At 70.2% G+C, this 6263-nt stretch carries 7 protein-coding genes; all 7 read right to left on the bottom strand.

All coding sequences use genetic code 11. The features are described from left to right. The coding region (locus FV229_RS24455; RefSeq protein WP_147754440.1) for an ATP-binding protein at positions 1-2177 on the bottom strand (2177 nt) is incomplete at its 3' end. A gap of 160 nt (positions 2178-2337) precedes the next feature. Beyond that, a complete protein-coding gene (gene flhB, locus FV229_RS24450; RefSeq protein ID WP_147754439.1) occupies positions 2338-3405 on the bottom strand; it encodes a flagellar biosynthesis protein FlhB in 1068 nt (355 codons plus the stop codon). 185 nt (positions 3406-3590) lie between these two features. Then, complete coding sequence (gene fliR / locus FV229_RS24445; protein WP_147754438.1) at positions 3591-4355, bottom strand: flagellar biosynthetic protein FliR; 765 nt, start codon at positions 4353-4355, stop codon at positions 3591-3593. Between the two features lie 38 nt (positions 4356-4393). Further along, positions 4394-4660 (bottom strand): flagellar biosynthesis protein FliQ, encoded by a 267-nt coding sequence (gene fliQ, locus FV229_RS24440; protein ID WP_147728151.1) that lies wholly within the window; start codon positions 4658-4660, stop codon positions 4394-4396. 78 nt (positions 4661-4738) lie between these two features. After that, a complete protein-coding gene (fliE, locus tag FV229_RS24435) occupies positions 4739-5053 on the bottom strand; it encodes a flagellar hook-basal body complex protein FliE (RefSeq protein ID WP_147754437.1) in 315 nt (104 codons plus the stop codon). Between the two features lie 13 nt (positions 5054-5066). Beyond that, positions 5067-5474: a flagellar basal body rod protein FlgC gene (gene flgC / locus FV229_RS24430; protein ID WP_147754436.1), complete on the bottom strand. Its 408-nt coding sequence runs from the start codon at positions 5472-5474 to the stop codon at positions 5067-5069. 35 nt (positions 5475-5509) lie between these two features. After that, positions 5510-5914, bottom strand: a complete 405-nt coding sequence (gene flgB, locus FV229_RS24425) for a flagellar basal body rod protein FlgB (RefSeq protein ID WP_147754435.1) — start codon at positions 5912-5914, stop codon at positions 5510-5512. Positions 5915-6263: the final 349 nt, after the last annotated feature.

The raw sequence follows: 6263 nt of genomic DNA, 5'->3' as shown, positions 1-6263 counted from the left end.
TTCTGGATCAGCGCGTCGGCGGCGGGCTCGTGGCGCGGCAGGTAGATCCGGAAGCTGGTGCCCTCGCCCACCGTCGACTGCACGTCGATGGTGCCGCCAGACTGCTTGACGATGCCGAACACCGTCGAGAGGCCGAGGCCGGTCCCCTTGCCGATCTCCTTGGTGGTGAAGAACGGCTCGAAGATCTTCTCCATCAGGTCGGGCGGGATGCCCTCGCCGGTGTCGAGCACCTCGATCAGGACGTGATCGCCGGCCGGCGCGCCGCCGCGCCCGTCGGGTTTGGCCGCCGCGCCCGGGTCGAGCACGTTGGCGGTGCGGATCAGCAGGCGGCCGCCGCCGGGCATCGCGTCGCGGGCGTTCACCGCGAGATTCACGATCACCTGCTCGAACTGGTTCACGTCGGCCTTCACCGGCCAGATGTCGCGCCCGTGCTTGAGGTCGAGCCCGACGCGCTCGCCGAGCAGGCGCTTCAGCAGCAGCGTCAGCTCCGAGAGCGCCTCGCCGACGTTCATCACCTCCGGCCGCAGCGTCTGCCGGCGCGAGAACGCCAGGAGCTGGCGCACGAGGCCCGCCGCCCGGTTGGCGTTCTGCTTGATCTGCATGATGTCCTGGAAGGCCGGGTCGGTCGGCTTGTGGCTCGCCAGAAGCAGGTCCGAGTAGCCGATGATCGCCTGGAGGACGTTGTTGAAGTCGTGCGCGATGCCGCCGGCGAGCTGCCCGACGGTGTCCATCTTCTGGGTCTGCGCGATCTGCTGCTCGAGCTGGCGCTGGGCCGTGGTGTCCAGGGCGTAGAGGATCAGCGGCTCGCGGTCGGCCTCCTCCTGCCCCTGCCCCGGGGCGCCCTCCCCGCCCGCGGTGCTGAGCCAGACCCGGGCCGAGCGGTTGGCGTTGCCGACCAGCATGACCTCGATCGGCTCGATCTCGGAGAGCCCGCTCGCCGCCTTGGCGAGCGCCGCATCGAGGGCCGGGCGGTCGCGCTCGACCACCGATTCGGCGAAGTTCGGCTCCTCGGCGCCGGCCGCGGATTCGGCCACCGCATGCCGCGGCAGGGTGCCGAACAGGCGGGCGAACGAGGCGTTGGCCCGGGCGATCCGGCCCGAGCGGTCCAGCGTCGCGATGGCGATCGGCGAGTTGTTGAGGAAGCGCGCGAGCCGCACCTCGGCCGCGCGCTGCGGCTCGTCGCTCTCCGCGCCGGCGGAGCGGTTGATGACGAAGGTGCGCGACGCGCCGGGCTTGCCGTCCTTGCCGAAGGCGACGCGGTGGTAGAGCCGGGCCGGCATCGGGTGGCCGTTGCGGCGGCGGAGATCCAGGTCGAACCGGTCGGTGCGGACCTCGCCCGGAAGCCCGGCGTTCTGGATCAGCGCGTCGGCGGCGGGCGCGATCTCGGAGAGGTGCGGGCCGCCGGGGCCGACCACCGCGAGGTCGTAGCCGAGCCAGGCGGCCAGCGTCGCGTTCATGTAGACGATCGCGCCGGTCGGATCGATCGAGAGGAAGCCGGCGGGCGCGTGGTCGAGGTAGTCGATCGCGTGCTGGAGTTCCTGGAAGACGTTCTCCTGGCGCTCGCGCTCGGCGGTGATGTCGCCCACCGTCCAGAGCGAGGCGGCCCGTCCCGGCCGCGGCAGCGGCCGGACTTGGATGCGGTACCAGGCGAAGTCGCGCCCCCGCGCGCCGCCCGCCGGCGGCGGCGACATCCGCACCTCCTCGGCGTGGCTGCGCCCGTCGCGGGCGGCCTGCGACAGGCGGTAGATCGCCTCCGACACCTCCGGCGAGCCGACGAAGATCCGCTCGACCGGGCGCAGCGTCGAGAAGCTGTCGCCGCCCGCCACGTTCAGGTAGGCCTCGTTGGCGTAGATCAGCCGGCCGCCCTCCTCGACCACGACGGTGGCCTCGGGGGCGGCGTCGACGATCGCCTTGGTGATGTCGTCGCGCCCGCCCTGCCCGCTGAGCTGGATCGCCCCGATCGCCATCGCGAACAGGAAGAACACGCCGGCCATGGCGAGCAGCGCCAGCAGCCAGATGATCAGCGACTGCGCCTGCTCGTTGGCCACGAACGACAGCCCGATCGCCGCCCCGACCAGCAGCCCGGCGAGCACGAGCAGCAATCCGACCCGCCCGGGCCGTTCCGACCGGTCGATCGAGCCCGAAACCGCGGGCGTGGGTCCACTCAGATCCGGCATCGGGCCTTGAATCCACAAACGAAGGACCGGTTATGCCCTCACCCCGCCGATCGGCAAGCGCTGTCTTTCGGGACGCGCCGACTTCCGACGGGGGCCGCCTTCCGGTCGGTCCCGGATTAGTCTGGCCGAGGAAGGTGGACAAACCGTGCGTTCGGCGCGCTCACGCGGCCCGACGGCGCAGGCGCATGACGAAGCCGATCACCTCGGCGACCGCCTTGTAGTGCTCGGCCGGGATCGCCTCGTCGATCTCCACGGTGGCGTGGAGCGCGCGCGCCAGCGGCGGGTTCTCCAGCACCGGCACGTCGTGCGACTTGGCGAGCTCGCGGATGCGGAAGGCCAGGGAGTCGACGCCCTTGGCGACGACGACCGGCGCTCCCAACCCGGCCTCGTAGCGCAGGGCCACCGCGTAGTGGGTCGGGTTGGTGATGACCACCGTGGCGGTCGGCACCGCCGCCATCATCCGCTTCTTCACCCGCTGCATGCGGATCTGCTTCATCCGCCCCTTCACCTCGGGGTTGCCGTCGGATTCCTTCATCTCCTGCTTCATCTCCTCCTTAGACATGCGCAGGCGCTGGCGCCAGCGGTAGCGCTGGTACAGGGCGTCGGCCATCGTGATCGCGAGATGGATGGCGAGCACGCCGCCGAGCAGCTTGATGCTGATGCCGAGGATCGCCGTGAGGCAGGCGGCGGGGTCGAGGCGGGCGAACACCTCGAGGCGGTCCCGGTCGCGCCACAGCAGGGTCCCGACCACGACGCCGACCACCGCCATCTTGGCGAGGCCCTTCACGAACTGGAACAGCGCCTCCATCCCGAGGATGCGCTTGACGCCGGCCATCGGCGAGATCCGCTCGAACTTCGGCCCGAGCGTCTCGGTGGTGAAGACCAGCGGGTGCTGCAGCAGGCCGGCGGCCAGCCCCGCCACCGCCACGAGCCCGGCCGGCACCGCGAGCGCCTGCAGCCAGATCGTCAGGGTACGGCCCGCGATGCCCACCATGGCGTGCGGGTCGTCGGGCACCGCGTGGGCGTTCATCAGGAAGCCGCGCATCTCGGCGACGAGCCCGCGGGCGATGCTCGGCCCCGCGATCACCAGCGCCAGGGTGAAGGCCGCCAGGATCGCGAAGGTGTTGATCTCGGTGCTGGTCGCGACGTTGCCCTGCTCGATCGCCTGGTCGAGGCGCCGCTGGGTCGGTTCTTCGGTCTTGTCTTCCTGCTCGGTGCCCTCGGACATGGCTCAGCGGCTCCCGAGACGGACTAGGATATGTCCACGTTCGGCGCCGACCTGCCCCCTCTCCCGTGGGGAGAGGGCTGGGGTGAGGGGCGTGACCTCGCCGGAAAACTCACGCCCCTCATCCTGTCCTTCTCCCCCTGGGAGAAGGGACCCGCGCCTCGACCACGCGATGGTCCGACACCGGCTCACCGTCCGGCGAATTCCAGCAGGTAGCGGCCGAGGTCGTCCAGGAACACGGTCATCATCACGCCGAGCGAGCCGAACAGGATCAGCATGCCGATCAGCACCGAGGCCGGCACCGCGACGAAGAACACCTGCAGCTGCGGCATCAGCCGCGACAGCACCCCGAGGCCGAGGTTGAACAGGATGCCGAAGGCGATGAACGGCGAGGCGATCTGCACGCCGAGGGTGAAGCCGCGGCCGATCGCCTTGAGCGCCAGCGTCGCCGCGTCGCCGAAGGCCGGCACCGCCTGCGGCGGCAGCACCGCGTAGCTCCGCCCGATCGCGTCGAGCGCCACGTGGTGCAGGTCGGCCGCCAGGATCAGCGTGATGCCGAGAAGCGAGAGGAAGTTGCCGAGCGCCGGCTGCTGGCCGCCCTGCGACGGGTCGACGGTCATGGCGTAGGACAGGCCGACCTGCTGCGAGATGATCAGGCCCGCGGTCTGGAGCGCGGCGAGGATCATCCGCACGGTCAGCCCGATCACCAGCCCGACCAGCGTCTCCGAGAACAGCAGGCCGATCAGCCGTGGCGTGCCGATCGCGTCGGAGCCCACCGCCAGCAGCGGCCGCACCATGGGGAACAGCAGCAGCGAGACCAGCAGGGCGAAGGACAGCCGGATGCGCGGCGAGACCGATTGCTCGCCGACGCCCGGCATCAGCATGATCAGCGTACCGACCCGGGCGAAGGTCAGCAGGTAGGCCGCCGCGATCCCGGGCAGGAGCAGGTTCATGCGCCGTCATAGCAGCCGGCCGCCCGCTTCGTCTCTTCTCACTGTCCGGCGGCGATGCGCGCGGCAATGCGGGTCATGTAGCCGGCGAGCGCGTCGCCCATGAACGGCAGCATCAGCAGCAAGGCCGCGAACACCGAGACGATCTTGGGCACGTAGATCAGGGTCTGCTCCTGGATCTGCGTCAGCGCCTGGACCAGCGAGACCACGAGCCCGACGGCCAGCGCCACCAGCATCAGCGGGCCGGCGACCTTGAGGAAGACGAAGATGCCGTCGCGCGCGACGTCGAGGATGGCGAGTCCGGTCATGGGTCTGGATGCTTGCTCGAACCGTTTGGGGATGTGACGCCTCGGCCCGCCCCGGGAACGGGGCTGGGCCTGGTCCGGCTAGATCTGCATCCGCATGATCTCCTCGTAGGCCGAGATCATCCGGTCGCGCACGGCGACCATGGTCTGCAGCGCGGTCTCGCTCTCGGCCACCGCCGTGACCACGTCGACCACGTTGGCCTTGCCGGCGGCCACCGCCATGCCCTGGGCGTCGGCCTTGCGGCCGGCGTCGCCGACGCCGTCGAGCGCCCGGCCCAGGAGCTGGGTGAAGTCGCCGCCCGCCCCTTGCGTCGGCTGGATCTTCGGCGCGCCCTTGAAGGCGCCGACGTTCTGGACGGCGGCGTAGGCGCCCGCCGCGAAGTTGCTGCTGGCCATGGTGGTCTTCCGCCTACTTCAGGATCTCGAGGGTGCGGGAGATCATCCGGCGCGCGGTGGTGACCATGTTGAGGTTCGCCTCGTAGGAGCGCTGGGCCTCGCGCATGTCCATGTTCTCGATCAGCCCGTTGACGTTGGGCATGCGCACCTCGCCCTTGGCGTCGGCTGCCGGGTTGCCGGGATCGTACTTGGTCCGGAAGGCGGTCATGTCGCGGCGCACGCGGCCCGCCTCGACGAGGTTCGCGCCGGTCTCGCGGTCGACGTGGCTCCTGAAGGTCGGGATCTTGCGCCGGTAGGGCTCGCCGTTGGCGCTCTGGGGCGCGGAATCCGCGTTGGCGATGTTCTCGGCGATGATCCGCATCCGGCCGGACTGCGCCTTGAGGCCGGCGGCGGCGATCGTGAGCGACTTGTTGAAATCCATGGCTCAGTCCCTTCCGATCACGTCTGTTCCGCCGGTCATTTCTTGCCGATGGCGATCTTCAGGACGTCGAGGCTCTTCTGGTACATCGACGCGGCGAGCTGGTAGTCCGACTGGTTGTCGCCGGACTTCATCATCTCGTCCTCGAGGTTGACCCCGTTGCCGCTCGGGCGGATCTCGAATTCCGTCACGCGGCGCGGGTCGGCGCCGACGCCCGCGTCGCCCGAGGCGGCGATGTGGCCGGCATTGGTCAGCGTCATCCCGCTGCCCGTCGAGGCCGCGAGGCCCGTGGCGCGGTCGAAGCTCGGCTGCGCGAGGTCGCGCGGGCGAAAGCCCGGCATGTCGGCGTTGGCGACGTTCTCGGCGAGCAGCTTCTGGCGCGCCTGATGCCACTGCATCTTGGTGCGGAGCATTCCGAGCAGCGGCATGTCGGTGACGGCCACGGTGGGGCTCCGGATTGCGCGGCGGCCCTGTCTCCGGCCGCCCGGCAAAATCTGCCGCCCTCATGGTTAACGTCGGGTTAAGCTTTTGGCCGCGGCACGCGGAGCGAAGCTGTTAACGAAGACTTAACGATGATTGCCCGGCGGGGGGGCGCCCGTGATACTGACGGGGTGGTTTTGCGTAGGGCCGTCCCGGACCCGTGAAGAACGAGAGTAGTGTCCGTGCAATGGTTGCAGTCCGTGTTCGGGTCTGACGGCTCTCCGGTCGTGCAGTACGTCGCCATCTTCGCCGTGATCTTCGCGGTGCTGACGGTGATCGTGCTGGTGGTGCGGCGCCTCGGCGGCGGCGGCC

The sequence above is a fragment of the Methylobacterium sp. WL120 genome (assembly GCF_008039465.1).
Classification (GTDB): domain Bacteria; phylum Pseudomonadota; class Alphaproteobacteria; order Rhizobiales; family Beijerinckiaceae; genus Methylobacterium; species Methylobacterium cerastii.
Note: the sequence above shows the minus strand (reverse complement) of the source record. Positions and strands in the feature narration are given on the sequence as shown.

Excerpts from the sequence above, each read along its gene's own strand:
- fliR (WP_147754438.1), bottom strand. The coding sequence starts at position 4,355 with ATGAACCTGCTCCTGCCCGGGATCGCGGCGGCCTACCTGCTGACCTTC.
- flgC (WP_147754436.1), bottom strand. The coding sequence starts at position 5,474 with ATGGATTTCAACAAGTCGCTCACGATCGCCGCCGCCGGCCTCAAGGCG.
- flhB (WP_147754439.1), bottom strand. The coding sequence starts at position 3,405 with ATGTCCGAGGGCACCGAGCAGGAAGACAAGACCGAAGAACCGACCCAG.
- fliQ (WP_147728151.1), bottom strand. The coding sequence starts at position 4,660 with ATGACCGGACTCGCCATCCTCGACGTCGCGCGCGACGGCATCTTCGTC.
- fliE (WP_147754437.1), bottom strand. The coding sequence starts at position 5,053 with ATGGCCAGCAGCAACTTCGCGGCGGGCGCCTACGCCGCCGTCCAGAAC.